The organism is Pseudonocardia sp. TMWB2A, from assembly GCF_017312135.1.
Genome location: NZ_QKQY01000002.1, coordinates 3,781,536 through 3,803,036, shown reverse-complemented (window position 1 = coordinate 3,803,036; position 21,501 = coordinate 3,781,536). Strand labels below are relative to the sequence as shown.

The window sequence follows — 21,501 nt, the reverse complement described above, 5'->3', positions numbered from 1 at the left end:
CCGCAGCGCTCAGTCCTCGTCGGCGACGATCAGGGCCTCGATCGCGGGCAGCGCGGCCTCCAGCGCGGCGCGCTGGGCGGCGTCGAGCCGGTCGAGCCGGCGGGCGACCAGCGCGGTGCGCTGGCTGCGGACCTCGCGCAGCCGGTCCAGCCCGTCGGCGGAGATCGAGATGAGCACGCCGCGGGCGTCGCCCGGGTCGGCGGCGCGCTCGACCATGCCCTGGTCGTCCAGCGCGGACAGCACCCGGGACATGGTCGGTGCGGTCACGCCCTCCCGGCGGGCCAGCTCCGACAGGCGCAGCGGGCCGTGCTGCTCGACGGTGACCAGGGTCGACAGCTGCAACGGCGGCAGCGACTCGGAGCCGTCGATGCGGATCCGGCGGTTCAGCCGGCCCACGGCCAGCCGCAGCCGGGAGGCCACCTCGTCGTCGCTCGTCTCGAAGCGGCTCGACACCACGGTGCCGCCGGAGCCGCCGGACTCGCTGCCCGATCCCTCACTCATCGCCCCATTCTGCCAAAGAAGTGATGAGCAATGGCATCGGCCCTCGGAGGCGGCGGGGTCGTGGCAGGGTCGCGGGGATGGAGACCCCCGACCCCGTCGCGCTCGCCGGCTCGCTGATCGCCCTCGACACCCGGGGCGGCGGCGAGCGCGCGGCCGCGGACCTGCTCGCCGGCCTGCTCGACGACGGCGGCTTCACCGTGCGGACCGAGCCCGACCCGGCCGACCCGGCGCGGGCGAACCTGGTGGCGCGCCGCGGCGACGGCCGCCCGCCGGTGACCCTCACCGGGCACCTCGACACCGTCCCCGCCGACCCGGCCGGCTGGTCGTTCGACCCGCACGCCGGTGACGTCGTCGACGGGCGGCTGCGCGGGCGCGGCAGCACCGACATGAAGGCCGGGGTCGCGGCGCTCGTCGTCGCGGCGCTGCACAGCGACCCGGCGACCCCGCTGCAGCTGGTGTTCACCTTCGGCGAGGAGACCGGCGGCGACGGCGCCCGCCTGCTCACCGGCCTGGAGCCGTCACCGCTGCTGGTGGTGGCCGAACCGACCGCCAACCGGGTGCTGCACGGCCACAAGGGCGTGCTGTGGCTGCGGCTGGTCCAGCACGGGGTCAGCGCCCACGGGTCGCGCCCCGAGCTGGGCGACAACGCACTCGTCGCGCTCGGGCGGGTCGCGGCGGCGCTGCACGACCACACCTGGCCGGTCAGCGCGACGCACGGCGCCGCCACGGCCAACCCCGGGACGCTGCACGCCGGGCTGCAGCCCAACCTGGTGCCCGACCGCGCCGAGCTGGAGGTCGACCTGCGCCTGGTCCCGGGCCTCGACGCCGCGACCGCCCGCGACGAGGTGGCCGGGATCGCCCGCGCCGCGCTGGCCGGCACCCCCCACCGCGGCGTCCCGGACGTCGAGGTCCGCCTGGACCTGCCCGCCGTCGGGACCGACCCGGCCGACCCGCGGGCGGCCGCGGCCGCGACGGCGCTCGGGTACGGCGGGCCGGCGGCGTTCGCGTCCTACTTCACCGACGCGTCGGTGCTCGTCGGGGCGCTCGGGGACCCGGCGGTGCTGGTGTACGGGCCCGGCGACCCCGAGCTGGCGCACGTCACCGACGAGACCTGCTCCGCGGCCCGGGTCGGCGAGGCCGCCGACGCCCTGGTCCCGGCGCTGGTCAGAGCTTGCGCAGCCGCACCCGCGTGACGTCGTGGTTCGGCCCCTTGGTCAGCACCGCGCTGGCCCGCGAACGGGTGGGCAGCACGTTCTGCTCCAGGTTGGGCTGGTTGATCGTCGCCCAGATGTGCTCGGCCCGGGCGACGGCCGCGTCGTGGTCGAGCTCGGCGTAGCGGCGGAAGAACGACTGCGGGTCCCGGAACGCGGTCTGGCGCAGCCGCAGGAACCGCTCCACGTACCAGCGGCGGACGTCGGCGGTGGCGGCGTCGACGTAGACCGAGAAGTCGATGAAGTCCGACACGGTCAGCGCGCCCGCGACCGCGGGCTGGAGCACGTTGAGGCCCTCGACGATGAGGATGTCGGGGCTGCGGACCACGAGCTGCTCGTCGGGCACGATGTCGTAGACCAGGTGCGAGTAGACCGGGGCGGTCACCTCGGGGCGGCCGCCCTTGATCTCGGAGACGAACCGCAGCAGCTTGCGGCGGTCGTAGGACTCCGGGAAGCCCTTGCGCTCCATCAGCCCGCGGGCCTGCAGCTCGGCGTTGGGGTAGAGGAACCCGTCGGTGGTGACCAGCTGCACGTCGGGGTGCTCCGGGGAGCGGGCCAGCAGCAGGCGCAGCAGCCGCGCGGTGGTCGACTTGCCGACCGCGACCGAGCCGGCGATCCCGATCACGAACGGGGTGCGGGCCCCGCCCGAGCCGAGGAAGCGCCGGTAGGCCCGGTAGAGCCGCCCGCCCTCCTCGACGTGCAGGTTGAGCAGCCGCGACAGCGGCAGGTAGACCTCGCGGACCTCGTCGAGGTCGACGAAGTCGCCGTAGCTGCGCAGCTGCTCGAGCTCCTGTGCCGACAGCGGCACCGTGGTCGAGGACGCGAGCTGTGCCCAGGACCGGCGGTCGAAGTCCACGAACGGTGAGGCGCTCCCCCGGGCCAGCCCGGAGCTGCGCCGGCCACCGTACTGCGGGGGCGCCGCGGCCGCGGGGGTCGCGCGCTCCGACGGGGGCGTCGGCTGCGGGGCGCTCACCGCTGCGCCGCGGTCGGGGCCCCGGCCACCGGCCCCCGGCGGCCGTCCGGGGGACCCGGTGGCGCGGGGAGCGGTGCGGAGGGCGACGTCGCCGTGGTCATGGCTGACCAACCTAGACCCCGGTCACGGCCCGGATCACCGTCGGGACGCCGTGAGATCACTCGCAGCTCCCGTCGGGCGGGCCGGGCGCGGCGGCCGTATCGTCGTGCACCGTTTCTCCCTGATGGAGGCCCTGAGCTCCGTGTCCGTCCTGCTCTCCTGTCTCGGGCTGCTCGCGGTCGTCGCGCTCACCCTGGGAACCGCCGTCTCCGTCGCCTCGGAGTTCTCCCTCACCGCGCTCGAACGCAGCCGCATCGACGCCGCCGTCGCCCGCAGCGACGACCGCCGCACCCGCTCGGTGCAGCGGGCGCACTCCGGGCTGTCGTTCCAGCTGTCGGGCTGCCAGCTCGGCATCACCGCCACCACCCTGGCCACCGGCTACATCGCCGAGCCCGCCGTCGCCGAGCTGATCCGGCCGGTGCTGGAGGCCGTCGGGCTGCCCGCCGGGATCGCCTCGGGCACCGCCACCGTGCTGTCGCTGGTCCTGGTCACGGTGCTGTCGATGGTGTTCGGCGAGCTGGTCCCGAAGAACCTCGCGATCGCCCACCCGATGGAGGTGGCGCGCTCGGTGGTGTGGCTGCAGGCCGGGTTCGCCTCGGCGTTCCGCTGGCTGATCACCGGGCTGAACGCCGCGGCCAACGCCATCGTGCGCCGGTTCGGGATCGAGCCGGCCGAGGAGCTGCGCTCGGCCCGCTCCCCCGGCGAGCTGAGCTCGCTGGTGCGGGCCAGCGCCGAGAGCGGCAGCATCGACCCGGGCACCGCGGTGCTGCTGGAGCGCTCGCTGCGCTTCACCGACCGCGTCGCCGAGGACCTGATGACCCCGCGGGTGCGGGTGGAGACCATCGACGCCACCGACACCGTCACCGACCTGGTCGCGCTGGCCCGCCGCTCCGGGTTCTCCCGGTTCCCGGTCGTGGACGGCGACCCGGACGTCCCGCTGGGGCTGGTGCACGTCAAGCAGGCGTTCTCGGTCCCGCCGGCCCGCCGCGCCGACACCGCCGTACGGGACCTGGCCCGGCCGGTCGAGACCGTGCCGTCGTCGCTCGACGGTGACGAACTCATGACCCGGCTGCGGGCGGCCGGGCTGCAGACCGCCGTCGTCGTCGACGAGTACGGCGGCACCGCGGGCCTGGTGACCATGGAGGACCTGGTGGAGGAGATCGTCGGCGACGTCCGCGACGAGCACGACCGCGGAGAGCAGAACCGGGTGCGCCGCCTCGGCGACGGGGTCTGGGCGCTGTCCGGGCTGATGCGCGACGACGAGGTCGACGAGGCCACCGGCTTCCGGATGCCGCACGGGGAGTACGAGACCCTCGCCGGGCTGGTCGTGGCCCGGCTGGGCCGCATCCCCGACGTCGGCGACGCCGTCGAGGTCGACGGGTGGACCCTGGAGGTCCTGCGCCGCGACCGCAACCGGGTCGCCGAGGTCCGCGTCACCCGCGGCGCCGACGAGCACACGGCCGTGTCCGGGGCGGTGTCGGCGTGAACGACCTGATCGCACTGCTCGCCGCCGTCGCCCTGCTCGCGGTGAACGCGTTCTTCGTCGCCGCGGAGTTCGCACTGATCTCCGCCCGCAAGGACCGCCTGGAGGCCATGGCCGACGGCGGGTCCGCCGGGGCGCGCCGCGTGCTCGACGCCTCGCACGACCTGTCCCGGATGCTCGCGGCCTCCCAGCTGGGCATCACCATCGCCTCGCTGCTGCTCGGCCGGCTCGGCGAGCCCGCCGTCGCGCACCTCATCGACGGGCCGCTCGCCGCCGTCGGGGTGCCGGAGGCGTTCGCCTACCCGGTCGCGTTCGCGGTGTCGCTGATGATCGTCGTCGTCGCGCACATGATGCTCGGCGAGATGGTGCCGAAGAACATCTCGATCGCCGGCCCCGAACGCGCGGCGATCCTGCTGGTCCCGCCGTTCCTGGTGTGGACCCGGGTCACCCGCCCGTTCATCGACCTGTTCAACGCGATGGCCAACGGCTCCCTGCGCCTGGTCGGGGTGACCCCGCGCGACGAGCTGGAGACCGCGTTCACCACCGGCGAGCTCGCCGAGATGCTGGGCGACTCGCGCCGGGAGGGCCTGCTCGACGACTCCGAGAGCTCCCGGATCGAGCGGACCCTGTCCTCGGCGGAGGCGACCGTCTCCGACGTCGTCGTCGAGCTGGAGGACCTGGTGTGCCTCGACGCGGGCCCCGGCGGGTCGACGACGGTCTCCGCGCTCACCGAGGCCGTGGAGCGGACCGGGTACTCCCGCTTCCCGATCCGCGGCGCCCAGGGCAGGCTCACCGGGTACTTGCACGTCAAGGACGTGCTGGACCTCGCCGACTCCGAGTCGGCGACGATCCCGCCGCAGCGGGTCCGCAGCCTGCCCTCGGTCCCGGCCTCGGCCCGCCTGGACGAGGCGCTGGCGACGCTGCGGGCGGCCCGGGCACACCTGGCCCGCGCCGTCGACGCGCACGACACCACCGTCGGCGTGGTCACCATGGAGGACCTCACCGAGGCGTTCGTCGGCAGCGTCCGCGACGCCACCCACGCCCCCGGCACCCCGGCCTGACCCGGGCGGGTCGTACCGTCGGACACCGTGCCGACCCCGTCCGCCCCCGCCACCGCCGTGCCCGTCCTCGACGGCGCGGCGTGGCGGGCGCGGGCGGCGGCACACCGGGAGCGGGTCGCGGTGTGGACCGTGCCGCACCGCGAGCGGCGCCGGCGCGGCGAGCCGCACCCGGTGTGGGACTTCCTGTTCACCTACTACTCCCACCGCCCCGCCCAGCTGGAGCGCTGGGACCCGGGCCCCGGAGTGGCACTGGCCGACGCCGCGGAGCTCGCCGACCGCCCCGGTCACGTCACCCGGCCCGACGGCACGGTGCTGTTCGACCCCGCGACGGCGCCGCCGCGGCTGCGGACGACGGCGGCGTTCGTGCACCGGCTGCTCACCGCGACCGGCTCCCGGGCGCCGCGGCTGGGCTGCTTCGGCCTGCACGAGTGGGCGATGGTCTACCGCACCGACGACACCCGGCACCGCGACACGGTGCCGCTGCGCCTCGGGCGGGCGGGCACCGACGCCGTCGTCGAGTCGGCGCGGATCAGCTGCACCCACTACGACGCCTACCGGTTCTTCACCGACGCCGCGGCCCCGCGCAACGAGCTCGTCCCGACCCGGGAGCGGCAGGTCGAGCTGGAGCAGCCCGGCTGTCTGCACGCGACGATGGACCTCTACAAGTGGGCCTACAAGCTCGCCCCGGCGGTGCCGTCGGAGGTCGTGGCCGACTGCTTCGCCCTGGCCGCGGACGTCCGCGAGCTGGACATGCGGGCCTCCCCCTACGACCTGTCCGGTCACGGGTTCGACCCGGTGCCGATCGAGACACCCGCCGGGCGCGCCGAGTACGCCCGCGCCCAGGCCGGGTTCGCCGAGCGGGCGGCGCCGCTGCGCGCGGACCTGATCGACCTCGCGGGGCGCCTCGCCGGGGCCGGTGACCGTCCCGGGAACGACGACGGGGCCGCCGGGGAGGTCCCCGGCGGCCCCGCGACCGCGTAGCGGCTCAGCTCGCGACGAGCTCGTCCAGCAGGCCGTTGCGGGCCGAGGCGACCAGGTCGGCGAACTGGTCCACGCTCATCTGCACGCGCTGGCCGAAGTCGTCGGTGACCACGATGCGCTTCTCCGGCACGGCGGCGTCGTCGACGTACAGCTCGGGGCATCCGCAGTTGCAGCTGCCGCAGAAGGTGGCGATGTGTCGCACTCGGGTGCTCCTCGTCGTCGGTCCGGGGTGGCGGGACGGGTGCCCGCGCCGTCGTGAGGGGTCGCGCACCCGGTCCCGCCGGTTCCCGGCGTCACCCGATGGGGTCAACCGGTCACCGTCGGAGCACTAGTGCTTCGGGAGGTCCGCCGGGTCGGTGCCCTCGATGAAGAAGTCGATGTCGTTGTGCTCGGAGTCGCCGTACGGGGCGAGGTCGGTGACGCCGTGCGCGGCGAGCACCTCGTCGTCGATGAAGGTCTGCCCGGTGGGGCGGGCCGGGTCGGTCAGGACGGCCACGGCGGCGTCGGCCATGATCTCCGGGGTGCGGGCCCGCTGCCCCGCCGCGTCGCCGCCGAGCAGGTTGACCACGGCCGCGGTGGCGATGGTGGTGCGCGGCCACAAGCAGTTGGCCCGGATGCCGTCGCCGGCGAGCTCGTGCGCCCAGCCCAGGGTCAGCAGCGACATGCCGTACTTGGAGAGCATGTAGGGCGGGAACACGCCGAGCCACTTCGGGTCGAGGTTGATCGGCGGGGACAGGGTGAGGACCTGCGCGTCGTCGGAGGCCTTCAGGTGGTCCAGCGCGGCCCGGGTCAGCAGGTAGGTGCCGCGCGAGTTGATCGACTGCATGAGGTCGTAGCGCTTGGGCGTGACGTCGGCGGTGCCGCTCATGTTCAGCGCGCTGGCGTTGTTGACGACGATGTCGACGCCGCCGAAGGTCTCGACGGCGGTCGCGACGGCGCGGTCCACGTCCTCCTCGACCCGCACGTCACCGACGACGGCGACGGCCTTGCCGCCGGCCTGCTCGATCTCGGCGACCGCGGTGTGCACGGTGCCGGGCAGCCGCGGGTCGGGCTGGTCGGTCTTGGCCAGGATGACGGCGTTGGCGCCGCGGCGGGCGGCCGCGAGCAGAATCGCGAGGCCGATGCCGCGGCTGCCGCCGGACATGACGATGGTGCGGCTGTTCAGGTCCCGCTGGGCAGGCTCGGTCATGGGGTCCTCCGGTGACGGTGCGTCGGTGCACGTGCTCGGAGCGCACTGTAACAGTCAGATCTGACCGTTTCTGTGGAGGTGGGTCACACGAGCGGGTCGCAGTCGGTTCAGGGCGGCCGCGACCTCGTGCCGCCGCGGCACCGCGACGTCCACGGGGGCGCCCCGGGTGATCGCGTCGGGCCCCTCGCGGCGCACCGCCTCCTCCAGCCGGTCCAGGGCCTGGGCGAGGGTGACCCCGCGCAGGTCGAGGGCGGCCAGGGCGTACCCGACGCCGGTGGTCTGGCCGGGGTCGGCGAGCTGGGCGATCGCGGACAGGTCGATGTCGTCGGCGCCGAAGGTGAGCCGGCCGCGGCCACGGGCGGTGACCTTGCGCCGGCCGCGCACCGAGGCGTCCACGCTGCGGGGGTCGAACTCGCGGCGCGCGAACCCCGGGAACGCGGTGTCGCCCGCCTCGTCCGCCCGTCCGGCGATCTCCCGGGCCCGCCCGGTGACCTCGGAGGCGGCGTAGTCCTGCAGCAGGACCACCGTGTCGGCGCGGTCGAGGTACTCCCCCGACCCGCCCATCACGAGCACGGTGGACACCCCGTGCCCGCGGTGCAGCGGCCGGACCCGCTCGACGAACGGGACCAGCGGCTCGGCCGGGATCAGCGCGCGCATCCGGTCGTCGCGGATCATGGCGTTGGTGGCGGCGGTGTCCTCGTCGATCAGCAGCACCCCGGCGCCGGCCTCCAGGGCCTCGACCGTGGCGGCGGCCTGCGACGTCGACCCGGACGCCGACTCCGTCGAGAAGTCGTCGGTGGGGTTGCCGGACGGCAGGCCGGTGACGAAGGCCGACACGTCGACGCGCTGCACCGAGCGCTCGTCCTCGGCGCGCACCGACACCGTGTCGGCACGGGCGACGACGAGCTCACGGCCGTCGCCGGGGACGTGGTCGTACACGCCGTTCTCCAGCGCGCGCAGCAGTGTGGACTTGCCGTGGTAGCCGCCGCCGACGATCAGCGTGACCCCCTCGGGGACGCCCATCCCGGTCACCGTGCCGCGGTGCGGGACGTCCAGGGTCACCCGCAGCTCCGGCGGGGAGACGAACGGGACCCCGCCGGCCAGCGGACGGTCGTCGACCCCGGAGGCCCGCGGCAGCACCGCGCCGTCGGCGACGAACCCGACCAGGCCACGACCGGCGAGCGCGTCGCGCAGGGCACCCGCGTCCTCGACGGTCTCCACGAACTCCTCGGCCGCGGCGGTGTCGGCGGTCTCCCAGCGCAGCGCGCCGAGCACGGCGCGGGGCAGCACGACCGTCACCGCGGCGGCCGCGGCCCAGCCGTCGATCCGGCGACCGCGGCCGGGCAGCGGGACCGACAGCTCGGCGACGACCGTACCGTCGGGCCGGATGCGGACCGCGCTGCGGTCGAGCACCTCCTGGCCGCCCGCGTCGACCCGCAGGGTGCTGTGCTCCACGGCGCGGCGCAGGGCGCGGGCGAGGAACCCGCCGAGGGCACGCGCGCGGACGGGGCCGTAGTACAGGCCGGGCGGCAGTCCCGCCGTCCGGGCGGGCACGGTCACCCGCAGCCGCGACGGCGGCGCGAACGGGTCGGCCTGCACCGTCCGGATCTCGAGGTCGTAGCCGTCCTCACCCATCCAGACGCCGGTGAGGCCCTTGTAGGAGCGGTAGGAGGCGCCGTCGAGGTCCTGCAGCCGGTAGCCGAGCGCGGCGACGTCGCCACGCCGGCGGGGCGCGTCCGGGCGGTCGTGCGGGGTCATGCGGGGGTTCTCTCCTCCACCGTCGCGGCGGCCACCCGCGGACCCCGCCGGGCCCGGTCCGCGGCGGACCGGGCCCGGGCGCGGGTCAGCGCGCGGTGAACGCCTGGATCACCAGCTGGTCCCCGGGCGGGGTGGCGGCGCAGCCGGTGCCCTCCATCGGGACGAACAGCGAGTCGGTCTCGCCGGGCGGGTAGACGCGCAGGCCGCGCACGGCCGTCGGGCGGCAGGCCGCCTCGTCGAAGTTGCGCACGTTCACCACCCGCAGTGTCGCACCGGCGGTCCCGCCGGGGGCGAGGCGCACCGGGTCGCCGTGCCCGCCCTGCATCGCGGCGGCCGGGCCGATCTGGTGGCCGTCGTCGCCGCCGACGTAGGACACGCCGGGGAAGCCCCGCACGTAGCAGGTGCGGCCGCTCTGGTTGCGCAGCGTCAGCGTCACGTACGACGAGCCCGCGGCGCCGCCGCCCGGGTCGGCCGCGACCGAGCCGGCGAGCTCGGAGGCGTGGCAGCGCTCGTCGCCGCCCGCCTCGGCGCCACCGGTGCCGGTGTGGGTGCCACCGTTCCCGGCTCCCCCGGCCGACCCGGTGCCCCCGGCGTCGGACACCGGGGCGCTCGTCGTCGGCGCGGCGGCGCTCGGCGTGGCGGAGGCGCCGCCGGACCCGGCGGCCGCCGGCCAGTCGCCGCCGCTCCCGCAGCCGGCCAGCACGGCGCCGCAGGCGGCGATGGTCACGGCCCAGCGGGCGGTGCGGTGCAGGACGTACCCGTCCATGTCAGTCCCCCGATCGTCATGGTGTGTACGTCTCCTCGGACGTATCGGAACGCAACCGGTTGCCCCGATCCTTCGTGATGCGAACGAGGGTTCACCCGTCCGTTCCCGATCGTCGCCCGGTCGGTACCGTCCTGCCCTGTGTTGTCGCGTATGTCCGGTATCCATCTGGCCCGTGGGGCCGCGATCGGCGTGGTCGAGACCATCCCGGGGGTCAGCGGCGGGACCATGGCCCTGGTCGTCGGGATCTACGAGCGCCTGATCGCCCAGGGGGCCCACCTCGTCGGCGCGGCCCGGGGTCTGCTGCCGGGCGCGGCGGGCGGTGACGTGGCGCCCCGCGAGGAGCTACGACGGCTGGACTGGGGCCTGCTGCTGCCCGTCGCGCTGGGCATGGTGCTGGCGGTCCTGGCGGCGTCGCAGGTGCTCCCGGGGCTGATCGAGGACCACCCCGTCGGCGCCCGGGCGGTGTTCCTGGGGATGGTCGCCGCGTCGGTGGCGGTCCCGCTGCGGATCACCGGGCGGCTGCGCGGGCTGCGGGAGTGGGCGCTGGTCGTCGTCGCGTTCGCGGGGACGTTCGCGGTCAGCGCGCTCCCCCCGGCCGTCGGCGACGGCCGCCCGCCGATGCCGCTGGTCGCGCTGGCCGCGGCGGTCGCGGTGTGCGCCCTGGTGCTGCCGGGCTTCTCCGGGTCGTTCCTGCTGCTGGTGTTCGGGCTCTACGAGCCGACCCTGCGCGCGGTGCGCGACCTCGACCTGGCCTACATCGCGGTGTTCGGGCTCGGCGCCGTGCTGGGACTGGCGAGCTTCGTGTCGGTGCTGACCTGGCTGCTGGAGCACCACCGCCGCACCCTGATGGTGATCATGATCGGGGTGCTGCTGGGGGCGCTGCGGGCGCTGTGGCCCTGGCAGGACGACGCCCGCGGTGTCCTGGCGCCCGACCCGGGCTGGTGGTGGATGCTGCTGCCGGCCGCGGCCGGCGCCGCGGTCGTCCTGGCGATCATGGCCGTCGAGCGGCGGGTGGACGGGTCGGCGGCGCCGGCCGCGCCGGACGACACCCCCGAGCAGGCCACGACCCAGGTCATGGACCGTGTCCCGGGCCCCGTCGCGGAGCCGGGCGGGAACCGCGCCGTGGACCGCGCCGTGGAGGCCGACGTGACCCGCCCGATCCCCCGGGTGGAGCCGCCGCCGCGCCGCGACCGCTGAACGGCGGGCTCCGGGCCCCGACGGCCGGGCGCCGGGCTCAGCGCGCCGGCCACTCCGGGCGCCCGGAGCCGCGCGGGACGAGCACCGTGCGGTACTCCCCCGGCGTCGCGCTCATCGTGACCTGGTCGGTCACCCCCTGGTAGTGCCCCAGCGGGGTCTGCGCGGTGAACGTCTCCGGGTCGGGGTAGGCGTGACGCTCGCCGGTGCCCGCGACCTCGCGGGCGTAGCCGAGGTCGAGGACCCCGAGCTCCAGCATCCAGAGCGCGGCCCGGGCCAACGACACCTCCACCGCCCAGGAGCCGCCCTCCACCGCGCGGCGGCGCAGCGCCGCCGCGACGCCGGCAGCGGTCAGCCAGGACACGATGTAGTCGTTGACGACCAGGATCGGCGAGAGCCGGGGCTGCACCGTCGGGTCGGTGGCCGAGCCGCCCTCCAGGGTCATCATCCCGACCAGGGTGCCCGCGGACTGGTCGAACCCGACGCGGTGCGCCCACGGCCCGACCGGCCCGTGCAGGGTGTTCGAGGCGTGCACGATGCCGGGCCGGACCGCGGCGGCGTCCTCGGCGGACAACCCGAGCCGGGCCAGGTAGCCGGGGCGGCGGTTGGCGTAGAACACGTCGGCGTCGGCGAGCAGCCCGCGCAGCAGCGCGGCGCCGTCGGCGGTGTGGGGGTCCACCGTGGCGGACCGGACGCCGACGTTCGCGGTGACGTAGGTGCTGTCGTGCTCGAACTCCGTGGGGCGCCAGATGTTGAGCACGTCCGCGCCGTGCAGGGCCAGCGCCCGGCCGGTCCCGGCGCCGGCGATGACGTGGCCCATCCCGAGCGCGCGCAGCCCGTCCAGCGGCAGGTCGGCGCGGCGGCGCCGCGGGAACGGTTCGGGCGGGGCGTCGCCGATGCGGCGCAGGGTGATCGGCGGGGTGCCGGCCAGCGCCGCGTGCTGCTCGGTCGCGAGCCACTCGGCGGGGGTGCGGGCCATCGGCATGACGATGCCGGCGTCGCTCGCGGCCGCCTCCAGATCGGCGGCGTCCCACCGGGCGACGGCGCCCGCGACGCCGCTCTCGGGCACCCCGAGGAAGGTCTCGGCCCGGGCCCGCAGTGCCGGGTAGGGGTTGAGCGGCATCACCCAGCGGTCGTCGCGGGTGCGGTGGAACCGGAACCCGAGCTCCTGGGAGGTGATCGCCGGGGCGGCGGCCGGGTAGCCGTTCACGAGCTCCCAGCGGCGGTCGTAGAACGGGCAGAGCCGGTGCGGGGCGCGGCGCACGTCGACGGTGACGTCCTGGCCGTCGCCGCCGCGGTCGCGGTGCACCGCGGCCATCCCGACCGACTTCGCGGCGAGCGCGACGGCCGCACCGCCGCCGAGGCGCAGCGCGCTGGGCACGACCGGGTCGGCGCCGACGAACGCGACCCGCCCGCCGGCGTCGGCGCCGCTCATCCCGACGCAGCCCAGCAGCCCGTCGAGCGCGGCGCCGGGGTCGAAGGCGTCGTCGGCGGCGGGGGACGCGACGGTCGCGAGGATGCGCTCGGCAGTGGCGTCGCCGGTCGTGGCGGCGGAGCTGGTCATGCAGCGGGTCCTTCCACGTGCTTGGCCCGCAGGTACTCGCCCACGGACTTGCCGATCTGGTCCACGCGCAGGTTGGCCGAGCCGCCCGAGCCGAGCAGCCCGACGAGCACCAGGTGCACCGCGCGCAGGTGCGGGAACTCGTGGCGGACGATGCGGCCCCCCGCCTCGGGGAGCAGCGCGGCCGCCCGCTCGGTGGTCAGGGTGGCACGCAGCCACTCCCAGTGCGCGGGGTCGCGGCACCAGACGCCCACGTTGGCGTTGCCGCCCTTGTCCCCCGCCCGGGCCCACGTGTACTCGCCCAGCTCGGCGCGCGGCCCGGTCGGTGCGGGCAGGTCCGGGTCCGGGTGCACCGGTTGCGCGGTCTCCTCCGGGGTGGCGGTCCGGCCGGCGCGCGGGACCTCGACCCGGCTGCCGTCGTCGAGAACGGCGTGGTGGTCGAGCAGCGCAGACTCCAGCAGCGCGGGCCAGTACTCGATCCGCGGCCACGGCTGCGACGCCCGCGGCGCGTGCCCGTCGTGGTGGAAACCGGGGAACCCCTGCAGGTAGAGCGACCCGACGGCGGGGGCGAACCGGAGCAGCGGCTCCTTCTCCCGCGCGGTCGCGATCACCCGGATCGGGACGGTCGCCGCCCACTGGGTCGGCGGGTCGACCGCGGCGACGCCGAGCGGGGTGACCTCGAGGGAGTCGACGTGCCCCTCCAGCGCGGCACGCAGCTGGTTGCGCAACAGCTCCACCTTGCCCTCGACGTCGGGGGCGGTGCAGAACAGCATCGTGGAGATCTCGTAGCCGATCGGGGCGAACACCGCGACCTTCGCCGTGGGCGGCGGCGGGGACCCGGTGACGGGGCCGATCGCGACCCTGTCCGGGCCCTCCTGGCTCAGCCGCACGGTGTCGAGGTGCACGGTGACGTCGGGGTTCAGGTAGCGGGGTCCCTGGATCTCGTAGAGCAGCTGCGCGGTGACGGTGTCCACGGTGACCGTGCCGCCGTCGCGGGCGTGTTTGGTGATCACCGAGGAGCCGTCGGCCGCGACCTCGGCGACCGGGAAGCCGGGGCGCAGCATCCCGGGCACCGACCGGAACCCGGAGAAGTTCCCGCCGGTGGCGTGCGCACCGCACTCGATGACGTGCCCGGCGGTGACCGCACCGGCCAGCGCGTCGAACTCGTCGGGGCCCCAGCCGTGCCACCAGGCGGCCGGTCCGGCGGTGAGCGAGGCGTCGGTGACCCGCCCGGTCACAACGACGTCGGCGCCGGCGGCCAGCGCCGCGGCGATCCCGAAGCCGCCGAGGTAGGCGTTCGCGGTGATCGGGGCGAACCCCCAGTCCTTGAGCGGGGCGCCGGTGTCGAGGTGCTCCAGCCCGTGGCCGTCGGAGTGGAAGTCGGCGAGCCGGTCGAACACCCCGTCCCCGGCGACGTGCGCGACCCGCAGCGACAGCCCGGCCGCCGCGATCCGGCCGCGCAGCTCCTGCGCCATCCCGGCCGGGTCGAACCCGCCCGCGTTGGTGACGACCCGGATCCCGCGCCGGGCGATCTCGGGCAGGTGCGGGGTGAGCTGGTCCAGGGCGTAGGCGACGTAGCCGGGGCCGCCGCGCCCGGCGGCGGCGGCGAGCGCGGCGAGGGTGATCTCGGCGAGGTAGTCGCCCATCAGGACGTCGACCGGGTCACCGGCCATCGCCTCGTCGACGGCGGTGTACCGGTCGCCGAGGTAGCCGGAGACGTTCGCGATGCGCACGGGACGGGAGGCCATGCCGGTCACGGTAGGCCGCGGATCAGGGCCACGACCAGGACCGATGCGTGCAGCCGGGCGTGACCTCTAGGGTCATGCTCCGTGGAGCTGTTCCATCTGCGGTACTTCCTCGCCGTCGCCGACGAGCTGAACCTGACCCGGGCGGCGGCCCGGCTGCACCTGGCCGCGTCGCCGCTGTCGCGGCGGGTCCGCGACCTGGAGCGGGAGCTCGGCGCGACGCTGTTCACCCGGTCCGCGCGCGGGATGGCGCTCACCGCGGCCGGGCGGGCGCTGCTGCCGCGGGCCCGCGACATCGTGGCCCGGGTGGAGGCGCTGCCCGGCGCGCTGGCCGCCGCGGACGGCCACCCGGTCGTCGTGGTGGGGATGGCGCCGGACGTGACCGCGGCGGTCCGCGACGGGTTCCTGGAACGGCTGCGGGCCGCCCGCCCGGAGCTGGCGGTGCGGATCCGCCCCGGGACCAGCGCGGAGCTGGCCCGCGCGGTCGCCCGCCGCGAGCTGGACCTGGCGTTCGTGCACGGCGGTGGCGAGGACCCCGGGCTGACCGTACGGCGGGTGGACACCCGGCCGGCCGCCGTCGCCGTCGGGCACGGGCGGGGCTTCGACGACCGCACCGAGGTCCGCCTGGAGGAGCTGGCGGAGCTGCCCTACGTGTCCATCCGCTACGACGCCGCCCCCGCGGTCTACCGGGCCACCGGGGAGCTGCTGGCCCGCCACGGCGTGCACCGGCGGATCGAGCTCGACACCCACAACCCCGGCGACCTGACCCACGTCGTCGCGGCCGGGGAGGCGTTCACGCTGGTCGGGCTGGGGTCCGGCGCCACGCACAAGGCGTTCGTCGGGGAGCCGGTGCACGTGCTGCCGGTGACCGGGGCGCAGGTGCGGCTGGGTACCGACGCGGTGTGGCGCGCCGACCGGGCCGCCGACCCCGGCGACGTCGTCGGGGTGCTGGCGGCCGCGGCCGGGACGCCGACGGGCCCCGCGGCGTGATGCCACGGGGCCCGGGTGAGCGGCCGGGCCGGACTCAACCGGCCGTGGCCCTCGGCGTCGCGCCGATCACGCACGCCCGTCCGGCCAGCCGCGGCGAGACCGGGGGGAAGCGCTCCAGCACCACGGGGTCGTGCCCCGGTACCACCAGAGCCGGCGAGTCGGCCAGCTCGAGCGCCCGGTCGAACGCGGCATGGGCGTGGGGTACCGAGTTCACGATCGGAAAGGCCCGGTCGAGATCGATGTTCTCGGTGAAGTGCGCGGCGTCCGACGCCAGCACCACCGACCCGGCCGCGGTCGCCACCCGCACGATCTGCATGCCGGCCGTGTGTCCGCCCACCCGGTGCACCGACAGCCCGGCCGCGAGCTCGGCGTCACCGTCGACGAGGTCGACCCGTCCGCTCGTCGCCGGGTCGGTGAGGAACCCCAGATCGACGGCGGAGCAGAGCCACTGTTCGCGGGTGAGCCGCTTCGCCCACGGCCCGGTCCAGTAGTCCAGCTCGTCGCGCTGGAGCACGAACCGGGCGTTCGGGTAGCGGGCGACCGTGCCGGTGTGGTCGTAGTGCAGATGGGTGAGGACCACCGTGTCGACCTCGGCCGGGTCGACGCCGACCTCGCCCAGCAGCTCGTGCGGGGCGGTCAGGTCCGCCGTCGGCCCGACGAGACTGCCCGGGCGTTCCGGGTCGATCCCGGCGTCGACGAGGACGGTCCGTCCGGCACCGCGTACCAGCCACACGAAGTAGGCGGTGGGGTGGGGCTGGGCCCAGTCCTCGGAGAAGCCGAGGAAGTGCTCGCCCCGCCGGGCCTCGCGCGAGGCGTAGCGCAGAGCGGTGACCTCGTACACCGGTGCCATCAGGCCGAGACCTTCTCCCGGCTGCGGCGGGTGCCGAGCTCCGAGGTCGGGGTCCGGTAGTGATCCGGCCCGGTGGCGACGGCGATGACGTTCACCGCGCAGATCGCGGCGACGAAGCAGGCGACGGGGAGCCAGTCCGCGCCGTCCGGGCCCGCCAGTGCGGCCGCGATCGACGGGGCGAAGCCGGCGACGGCGAAGCCAATCTGGGTACCGACCGCGGTGCCGGAGAGGCGGACCCGGGCCGGGAACATCTCGCCGTAGAACGACGGCCATACCCCACCGGTGGCGCTGTGCACGATTCCGAACATCAACAGTCCGACCACGAAGATCAGCACGTAGTTCCCCGTGGAGATGGCGCCGAGGTAGGCGAACATCAGCACTGCGCACCCGATCGAGCCCCCGATGAACACCGGCTTGCGACCGATCCGGTCGGCGAGCCGGGCGAACAGCGGCAGCGCGAACAGGGCCAGCACGTTGGCGAGGACGCCGACCCAGAGCATCGCCGAGCGGGACAGCCCGACGGTGTTGACCGCGTAGGAGAGCGCGTAGACGGTGAAGATCGTGCTGACGGTCGCGATGGTGGCGGCAGCGACCACACGGACGACGCTGCCGAGGTGGTTGCGGCCGAGCTCGACGAGCGGGCTCACGCTCTCGCCCTGCTCCTGGCGCTGCTGCTCGAAGACCGGAGTCTCGTGCAGGGAACGGCGGATGAACAACGCGACCAGGACCACGACGAAGCTCAGCCAGAACGGCACGCGCCAGCCCCAGGACAGCAGGTCCTCCTCGGGCAGCAACGCGATCGGCAGGAAGACCGCCGTCGCGAGGATCTGCCCGAACTGTGTGCCGGACAGCGTGAAGCTCGTGTAGTAGGCGCGCTGGTGGTCCGGCGCGTGCTCCAGGGTCATCGAGTTCGCGCCGGCCTGCTCACCTCCTGCGGAGAAGCCCTGCAGCAGCCGCATCGCGACCAGGATGATCGGCGCTGCGATCCCGATCGAGCCGTAGGACGGCAGGCAGCCGATCACAAAGGTCGCGGCGCCCATGAGCATCACCGTCGCGACGAGCACGCGCTTGCGGCCGAACCGGTCACCGATGTGACCGAGCACGAAGGCGCCGAGCGGCCGGGCGAGATAGCCGACGCCGAAGGTGGCGAGCGCCAGCAGCGTGCCGGTGGCCGGGCTCGAGTCGGGGAAGAACACCTTATTGAACACCAGCGCCGCGGCGGTGCCGTAGATGAAGAAGTCGTAGTACTCCAGGGCGCTGCCGATCCAGGCGGCCAGGGCGGCCCGTTTCGGCTGCGCCTGCGGCGCGCTCGGCGCGGCGGCGGACGATTGCTGGCTCACGGTGGCTCCCGGCGTGTGCGACGTTGCAGGCACTTGTGGTCACGGTCGACGGCTCCCGGGCGGCGAGCCGCTCGCTTATGTACCGTCTGGTTACGTACCGAATAGTGAGTTGCAGCGCGACGCGTGTCAAGGGCCCGGTGGGACGCCGGCGGTCAGTCCTGCCCGACGCGGGCGGTCAGGTACTCCACGACCAGGTCACCGACCATGCGGCGGTAGTGCCCGCGCCGCGCCGGGTCCAGCAGGTCGCGACCGAAGATCGCCGAGACGGTATGCCGGTTGGCCACCCGGAACACGCAGAACGAGCTGATCAGCACGTGCACGTCGAAGGCGTCGACGTCGTCGCGGAACAACCCGGTCTCCCGGCCGCGGGCGAGGATGGACTCGAGCACCCCGACCGCGGGCCCGGCGAGCCCCTCGCGCAGCGGGGAGGAGCGCAGGTGCTCGGCGTGGTGGATGTTCTCGATCGCGACCAGCCGGATGAAGTCCGGGTGCGCCTCGTGGTGGTCGAAGGTGAGCTCCGCGACCGCCCGCACCGCCCGCGCCGGGTTGAGGTCCGATACCGACAGCTGCTGTTCCAGTGCCCGGATCCCGGTGTAGGCGCGTTCGAGAACCGCCAGGTAGAGGCCCTGCTTGGAGCCGAAGTAGTAGTAGAGCATCCGCTTGGTGGTCCGGGTGCGGGCGGCGATCTCGTCGACCCGCGCCCCGGCCAGCCCCCGGTCGGCGAACTCCGCGGTCGCCTCGTCCAGGATCTCGGTACGGGTGCGCTCGGCGTCGCGCTGCCGGACGCCGTCCTCCGGTGCCGCTGCCACCGCGGTCCCCCTCCGCCGCTCCGCGTCGCCGGGATCCCGGCGGCGCCCCCGGACTCTACGGACCGCCGACCGCTCCCCCTGGCCGAGACGTCCACCGTCCGGTACAACTAACCGTACGGTACATAGATCCGAGGAGGGATCCGTGCGGAGCAGCAGCGAGACCCGGCGCGACACCGACGCCACCGGAACCGGCACGCGGGTGCGGACGGGGTTGATCGGCGCCGGCATCGGTCCGTCGCTGTCGCCGGCCCTGCACGAGCGCGAGGGCGCCGCCCACGGCCTGGACCTGACCTACGAGCGCTTCGACCTCGACGTCCTCGGGGTGTCGCCGGACGCCGTCGGCGACCTGCTCCGCCGGGCCCGCGCGCAGGGCCACGCGGGGCTCAACGTCACCCACCCCTGCAAGCAGCGCGTGATCGGCCACCTCGACGCCCTCGCCCCGGACGCCGCCGCGATCGGCGCGGTCAACACCGTCGTCATCGGCGCGGACGGGTCGCTGACCGGGCACAACACCGACTGGACCGGGTTCCGCGACGGCTGGCGGGCCGGGCTGCCCGGCGCCGCGACCGGCCGCGTCGTGCTGCTGGGCGCCGGGGGCGCCGGTGCCGCGGCCGCCTACGCCATGGCCCGCGAGGGCGTCGGCGCCCTGCAGGTCGTCGACGTCGACGGCGACCGCGCCGCCGCGCTCGCCGCGTCGGTGACCCCGCACCTGGCCCCGGGCGCGCAGGCCACCGGGCACCCGCTGTCCGCACTCGCCGCGCTGCTCCCCGGCGCCGACGGCCTCGTGCACGCCACCCCGGTGGGGATGGCCGAGCACCCCGGCCTGCCGTTCGACCCCGCACTGCTCACGACCCGCCCGTGGGTCGCCGAGATCGTCTACCGGCCGCTGGACACCGCGCTGCTGGCCGCCGCGCGCGCCGCGGGCTGCCGCACCGTCGACGGCGGCGCGATGGCCGTGCACCAGGCCGCGGAGGCGTTCCGGCTGTTCACCGGCGTCGCACCGGACCCGGCCCGGATGCTGGCCCACCTCGCCGAGCTGATCACCGCCGAGCAGGAGGCCGCCCGTGTCGCCTGAGACCGCGCCCACCGCGCCCACCGCGACCGCGCCCACCGGAACCCCGGCCACCGGGACCGCGCGCCTGTCCCTGGCCACGGTCTGTCTGTCCGGCACGCTGGAGGACAAGCTCGCCGCCGCCGCGACCGCCGGGTTCGACGGCGTCGAGATCTTCGCGCCGGACCTGCTCGCCGACCCCGGCTCCCCGGCCGCGATCGGCGCCCGCTGCCGCGACCTGGGCCTGTCGGTGGACCTCTACCAGCCACTGCGCGACATCGACTCGACCGACCCCGACCGGTTCGCGGCGAACCTGCGCCGGGCGGACGCGACCTTCGAGGTCATGGCGGGTCTCGGCGCCGACACCGTGCTGGTGTGCTCCTCGGTGTCCCCCGACGCCGTCGACCCCGCCGCCGACGCCGACCTGCTCGCCGCCCAGCTGCACACCCTCGCCGCCCGCGCGCACGAGCGCGGGCTGCGCATCGCCTACGAGGCGCTCGCCTGGGGCAGGCACGTCGACACCTGGGACGCCTCCTGGGACGCCGTGCACGCCGCCGACCACCCCGCGCTCGGCCTCTGCCTGGACTCCTTCCACATCCTGGCCCGCGGCTCCGACCCCGCCCCGATCGCGGAGGTCCCCGGCGGGAAGCTGTTCTTCCTGCAGCTCGCCGACGCCCGCGAGCTGTCGATGGACGTGCTGTCCTGGAGCCGCCACCACCGGCTGTTCCCCGGCCAGGGCGGGTTCGACCTGCCCGCGTTCCTCGCCCCCGTGCTGGCCGCCGGGTACGCCGGGCCGCTGTCCCTGGAGGTGTTCAACGACGTCTTCCGCCAGTCCGACCCGGTCCGCACCGCCGTCGACGCCCGCCGCTCGCTGATCGCCCTCGCCGAGGCCACCGCCCGCGCCGGCGCCGGGACCGACCCCGTCGGCACCGCGGCCCCCGCCCTGGGCGGGACGGCGTTCGTCGAGCTCACCGCGGGCCCCGAGCTGGGACGGGTGCTGCGTGCGCTCGGGTTCAGCCGCACCGGGGTGCACCGCACCAAGCAGGTCGAACGCTTCGAGCAGGGCACCGCGAGGCTGCTGGTGAACGCGGCGGGCGAGGGCACGGGCGCGGTCGCCGCGCTCGCCGTCGAGTCCGCCGACCCGGACGCCGCCGCCCGCCGCGCGGCCCGGCTGTGCGCCGCCCCAGTCCCGCGCGTCACCGGGCCGGGCGAGGCCGACCTCGCCGGGATCACCGCCCCCGACGGCACCGCGGTGTTCCTGTGCCGCACCACCGGGGACCCCGCGGGGGCGTGGCCGCACGACTTCGTGGCCGTCGACGAGCCCCGCTCCCCCGGCACCGGGATCACCGGCATCGACCACATCGGGCTCACCCAGCCCTACGACGCGTTCGACGAGGCGGTCCTGTTCCACCGCGCCGTGCTCGGCCTCGACACCGTCGGCGACGGCGAGTACGCGGCCCCGTTCGGGCTGGTCCGCAGCCGGGCGCTGGCCGACCCCGAGCGGCGGGTCCGGCTCGCCCTCACCGTGTCGGTGCTGCGCCGCGGCGGATGGAGCCCGGCCGTCGCCGACCCGCAGTACGTGGCCCTGGCCTGCGACGACGTACTCGCCACCGCGGCCGCCGCCCGCGCGGCCGGGGTGCCGCTGCTCCCGGTGCCGGCGAACTACCACGACGACCTCGCCGCCCGCCTCGACCTGCCGGCCACGACCGTCGCGGCCTACCGCGAGCTCGGCGTCCTGCACGACCACGACGCCGACGGCGACTACCTGCAGGTGTGCACCGAGCTGCTCGGGGGGCGCCTGTTCCTGGCCCTGGTGCAGCGCACCGGCGGCCACGACGGGCACGGCTGGGCCGACGCCCCGGTGCGGATGGCGGCCCACCGCCGGTCCCGACTCGCCCGGGTCTGAGCGGCGCCGCTACCGTCCCGGCGTCCGTCGAGG

19 protein-coding genes are annotated in these 21,501 nt (G+C 75.5%); 8 read left to right on the top strand and 11 right to left on the bottom strand.

The window, feature by feature from the left end; genetic code table 11:
* Positions 1-9 precede the first annotated feature (9 nt).
* A complete protein-coding gene (locus DMP17_RS32340; RefSeq protein WP_100877766.1) occupies positions 10-501 on the bottom strand; it encodes a MarR family winged helix-turn-helix transcriptional regulator in 492 nt (163 codons plus the stop codon).
* 77 nt (positions 502-578) lie between these two features.
* Here DMP17_RS32340 and DMP17_RS32335 point away from each other — a divergent pair, with 77 nt between their 5' ends.
* Positions 579-1,694 (top strand): M20/M25/M40 family metallo-hydrolase, encoded by a 1,116-nt coding sequence (locus DMP17_RS32335; RefSeq protein ID WP_337831519.1) that lies wholly within the window; start codon positions 579-581, stop codon positions 1,692-1,694.
* Here the strand turns inward: DMP17_RS32335 and coaA are convergent.
* Positions 1,666-2,595, bottom strand: a complete 930-nt coding sequence (coaA, locus tag DMP17_RS32330) for a type I pantothenate kinase (protein WP_226357499.1) — start codon at positions 2,593-2,595, stop codon at positions 1,666-1,668. The genes DMP17_RS32335 and coaA overlap by 29 nt on opposite strands.
* A gap of 313 nt (positions 2,596-2,908) precedes the next feature.
* On the opposite strand from coaA, the gene DMP17_RS32325 reads away from it, so the two are divergent.
* The 3 genes from DMP17_RS32325 to DMP17_RS32315 are packed head-to-tail and all read left to right on the top strand — an operon-like array spanning position 2,909 to position 6,309.
* Positions 2,909-4,270: a hemolysin family protein gene (locus DMP17_RS32325; RefSeq protein ID WP_337832768.1), complete on the top strand. Its 1,362-nt coding sequence runs from the start codon at positions 2,909-2,911 to the stop codon at positions 4,268-4,270.
* Positions 4,267-5,328: a hemolysin family protein gene (locus DMP17_RS32320; protein ID WP_337831518.1), complete on the top strand. Its 1,062-nt coding sequence runs from the start codon at positions 4,267-4,269 to the stop codon at positions 5,326-5,328. The genes DMP17_RS32325 and DMP17_RS32320 overlap by 4 nt, the downstream gene beginning before the upstream one ends.
* 27 nt (positions 5,329-5,355) lie before the next feature.
* Entirely contained in the window at positions 5,356-6,309 is a 954-nt protein-coding gene (locus DMP17_RS32315) for a 3-methyladenine DNA glycosylase (RefSeq protein ID WP_443217930.1), read from the top strand.
* A gap of 4 nt (positions 6,310-6,313) precedes the next feature.
* Here DMP17_RS32315 and DMP17_RS32310 read toward each other — a convergent pair whose 3' ends face one another.
* From DMP17_RS32310 to DMP17_RS32295, 4 genes are all read right to left on the bottom strand, one after another.
* Positions 6,314-6,511, bottom strand: a complete 198-nt coding sequence (locus DMP17_RS32310; RefSeq protein ID WP_226357117.1) for a hypothetical protein — start codon at positions 6,509-6,511, stop codon at positions 6,314-6,316.
* A 126-nt stretch (positions 6,512-6,637) separates the two neighbouring features.
* A complete protein-coding gene (locus DMP17_RS32305; RefSeq protein WP_226365163.1) occupies positions 6,638-7,498 on the bottom strand; it encodes an SDR family oxidoreductase in 861 nt (286 codons plus the stop codon).
* 54 nt (positions 7,499-7,552) lie between these two features.
* Positions 7,553-9,256 (bottom strand): ABC-ATPase domain-containing protein, encoded by a 1,704-nt coding sequence (locus DMP17_RS32300; RefSeq protein WP_226365164.1) that lies wholly within the window; start codon positions 9,254-9,256, stop codon positions 7,553-7,555.
* Between the two features lie 85 nt (positions 9,257-9,341).
* Positions 9,342-10,022, bottom strand: coding sequence for a DUF4232 domain-containing protein (locus DMP17_RS32295; RefSeq protein ID WP_337831517.1), 681 nt, complete (start codon positions 10,020-10,022; stop codon positions 9,342-9,344).
* Between the two features lie 138 nt (positions 10,023-10,160).
* Between DMP17_RS32295 and DMP17_RS32290 the strand changes: the two genes are divergently transcribed.
* The gene (locus tag DMP17_RS32290) at positions 10,161-11,219 is read left to right on the top strand and encodes a DUF368 domain-containing protein (protein WP_337831516.1); all 1,059 of its coding nucleotides are present in this window, start codon (positions 10,161-10,163) and stop codon (positions 11,217-11,219) included.
* Positions 11,220-11,256: 37 nt separating this feature from the next.
* Here DMP17_RS32290 and DMP17_RS32285 read toward each other — a convergent pair whose 3' ends face one another.
* Together DMP17_RS32285 and DMP17_RS32280 are read right to left on the bottom strand one after the other, a co-directional pair.
* Positions 11,257-12,780: a CoA transferase gene (locus DMP17_RS32285; protein WP_337831515.1), complete on the bottom strand. Its 1,524-nt coding sequence runs from the start codon at positions 12,778-12,780 to the stop codon at positions 11,257-11,259.
* Positions 12,777-14,525: an acyclic terpene utilization AtuA family protein gene (locus DMP17_RS32280; protein WP_337831514.1), complete on the bottom strand. Its 1,749-nt coding sequence runs from the start codon at positions 14,523-14,525 to the stop codon at positions 12,777-12,779. Before DMP17_RS32280 ends, DMP17_RS32285 begins: the two co-directional genes overlap by 4 nt.
* Before the next feature lie 81 nt (positions 14,526-14,606).
* Between DMP17_RS32280 and DMP17_RS32275 the strand changes: the two genes are divergently transcribed.
* Positions 14,607-15,512 carry a LysR family transcriptional regulator gene (locus tag DMP17_RS32275; protein WP_337831513.1) on the top strand — a complete coding sequence of 302 codons (906 nt, stop codon included), beginning with the start codon at positions 14,607-14,609 and terminating at the stop codon, positions 15,510-15,512.
* Positions 15,513-15,546: 34 nt separating this feature from the next.
* Here DMP17_RS32275 and DMP17_RS32270 read toward each other — a convergent pair whose 3' ends face one another.
* The 3 genes from DMP17_RS32270 to DMP17_RS32260 form a co-directional block, all read right to left on the bottom strand.
* The gene (locus tag DMP17_RS32270; protein ID WP_226357109.1) at positions 15,547-16,362 is read right to left on the bottom strand and encodes an N-acyl homoserine lactonase family protein; all 816 of its coding nucleotides are present in this window, start codon (positions 16,360-16,362) and stop codon (positions 15,547-15,549) included.
* On the bottom strand, positions 16,362-17,702 hold the full coding sequence (locus DMP17_RS32265; RefSeq protein WP_226357108.1) for an MFS transporter: 1,341 nt from the start codon (positions 17,700-17,702) through the stop codon (positions 16,362-16,364). Before DMP17_RS32265 ends, DMP17_RS32270 begins: the two co-directional genes overlap by 1 nt.
* Positions 17,703-17,854: 152 nt before the next feature.
* On the bottom strand, positions 17,855-18,511 hold the full coding sequence (locus DMP17_RS32260) for a TetR/AcrR family transcriptional regulator (protein ID WP_226357107.1): 657 nt from the start codon (positions 18,509-18,511) through the stop codon (positions 17,855-17,857).
* A 142-nt stretch (positions 18,512-18,653) separates the two neighbouring features.
* Between DMP17_RS32260 and DMP17_RS32255 the strand changes: the two genes are divergently transcribed.
* Positions 18,654-19,586, top strand: a complete 933-nt coding sequence (locus DMP17_RS32255) for a shikimate dehydrogenase (RefSeq protein ID WP_337831512.1) — start codon at positions 18,654-18,656, stop codon at positions 19,584-19,586.
* Positions 19,576-21,468: a TIM barrel protein gene (locus DMP17_RS32250; RefSeq protein WP_443217929.1), complete on the top strand. Its 1,893-nt coding sequence runs from the start codon at positions 19,576-19,578 to the stop codon at positions 21,466-21,468. The genes DMP17_RS32255 and DMP17_RS32250 overlap by 11 nt, the downstream gene beginning before the upstream one ends.
* Positions 21,469-21,501 lie beyond the last annotated feature (33 nt).

Coding starts and splice junctions, on each gene's coding strand:
- DMP17_RS32340 (WP_100877766.1), bottom strand. CDS start 501: ATGAGTGAGGGATCGGGCAGCGAGTCCGGCGGCTCCGGCGGCACCGTG.
- DMP17_RS32335 (WP_337831519.1), top strand. CDS start 579: ATGGAGACCCCCGACCCCGTCGCGCTCGCCGGCTCGCTGATCGCCCTC.
- DMP17_RS32325 (WP_337832768.1), top strand. CDS start 2,909: ATGGAGGCCCTGAGCTCCGTGTCCGTCCTGCTCTCCTGTCTCGGGCTG.
- DMP17_RS32305 (WP_226365163.1), bottom strand. CDS start 7,498: ATGACCGAGCCTGCCCAGCGGGACCTGAACAGCCGCACCATCGTCATG.
- DMP17_RS32300 (WP_226365164.1), bottom strand. CDS start 9,256: ATGACCCCGCACGACCGCCCGGACGCGCCCCGCCGGCGTGGCGACGTC.
- DMP17_RS32295 (WP_337831517.1), bottom strand. CDS start 10,022: ATGGACGGGTACGTCCTGCACCGCACCGCCCGCTGGGCCGTGACCATC.
- DMP17_RS32285 (WP_337831515.1), bottom strand. CDS start 12,780: ATGACCAGCTCCGCCGCCACGACCGGCGACGCCACTGCCGAGCGCATC.
- DMP17_RS32280 (WP_337831514.1), bottom strand. CDS start 14,525: ATGGCCTCCCGTCCCGTGCGCATCGCGAACGTCTCCGGCTACCTCGGC.
- DMP17_RS32270 (WP_226357109.1), bottom strand. CDS start 16,362: ATGGCACCGGTGTACGAGGTCACCGCTCTGCGCTACGCCTCGCGCGAG.